This window comes from Aquimarina megaterium XH134 (genome assembly GCF_000520975.1).
Lineage (GTDB): Bacteria > Bacteroidota > Bacteroidia > Flavobacteriales > Flavobacteriaceae > Aquimarina > Aquimarina megaterium.
Genome location: NZ_JACB01000119.1, coordinates 1 through 1,230 on the forward strand (window position 1 = coordinate 1; position 1,230 = coordinate 1,230).

General features: G+C 38.9%; 1 protein-coding gene. It reads left to right on the plus strand.

The features are described from left to right. A partial coding sequence (locus tag Z053_RS0127340; protein ID WP_025668149.1) for a T9SS type B sorting domain-containing protein occupies positions 1–1,230 on the plus strand: 1,230 nt, incomplete at both ends.

Sequence of the window (1,230 nt, forward strand, 5' to 3'; positions counted from 1 at the left end):
TAAGGATGGGGTTCCGATTCCCGAATTTGATGGTCCATCCGAGATTTTACCACAGAGTAATTTTGCAGGTATTTACACTGTTAAAGTTACGGGAACACCAACATGTAATATAACTACTGCTCCTGTCGAGGTTATTAATTTAGGTTCGGATATTCTAACCCAACCTCCTCCCCAGATTATGTTATTACCTACCCAGCCTACGTTGGTTTTGTCTATTACGACAAATGCACCTTCTGCTGGCAGTACAGTAGAATGGTTTAGGAACGGAATAAGTATTCAAGGTCCGCTCGCGGTTAGTACACCGGGAGCTTTGTCAGTTAATGTAACCAACCCAGGATTGTATCGAGTAGATGTCTTTGCAAACGATACTTGTATGGATACTCTTCAGGCTACTACAGAGGTTTTTGAGCCTGTAGGTTTTAGGACTCAGATTTCTACGTTGTTAGATTGTGATGCTGATACTGGTACTTTGGGTTTAGAGAATTTATTTGGTATTACTTCTACGGGTTTAGAAGTTCCTATTACGACAGATCAATATTCTTTATTTGATTTTGAATGGTTTTTAGGCAGTCAATCTACTGGAGTTACCGAAACGACATTTACGGTTAATTCGTCTAACATAGGTGAGGTTTATGCTTTAGAAGCCACTTTACGAGGCACTACATTTCCTACTGCACGGTCAAATGATTTAACGGTTGAGTTTCTATCAGATGTTGTAGTAATAGAAGCTTCACCAACATTTATTCCATTTGGAGAGACCTCTACATTAAGTGTTCCAGAGAGTAGCAATTATGCTTATGAGTGGTTTATTGTTGTAGACGGCGAGAACCAATCTTTGGTAGATGGTTCTAGTGTTATAAGTGGTCAGGGCACAAGTTCTATAGAGATAGATACCACGGGAGATTACTTTGTAAGGATTACATTATTGGATTGTGTTATAGATTCAGAGATACTCAGTATTTCAGATGTTGCAGGTTCTTCAGAGATTATTCCAAATGTAGTTACGCCCAATAGTGATGGTATCAATGATAATTGGTTGCTTCCACCGAGTTTGTTTAATCAGCAATCTGTAGAGGTTACGATTTATAATGCACGTGGTCAGGTTGATTTTACATCATCGAGTTATCAGAATAACTGGCCCCGAGAGAATTCGAAATCATCGGGTCAGGACCCGTTTTATTATTATATAATCACCAAAAATAATTCCGTAGTCAGAAAAGGTTCGATAAC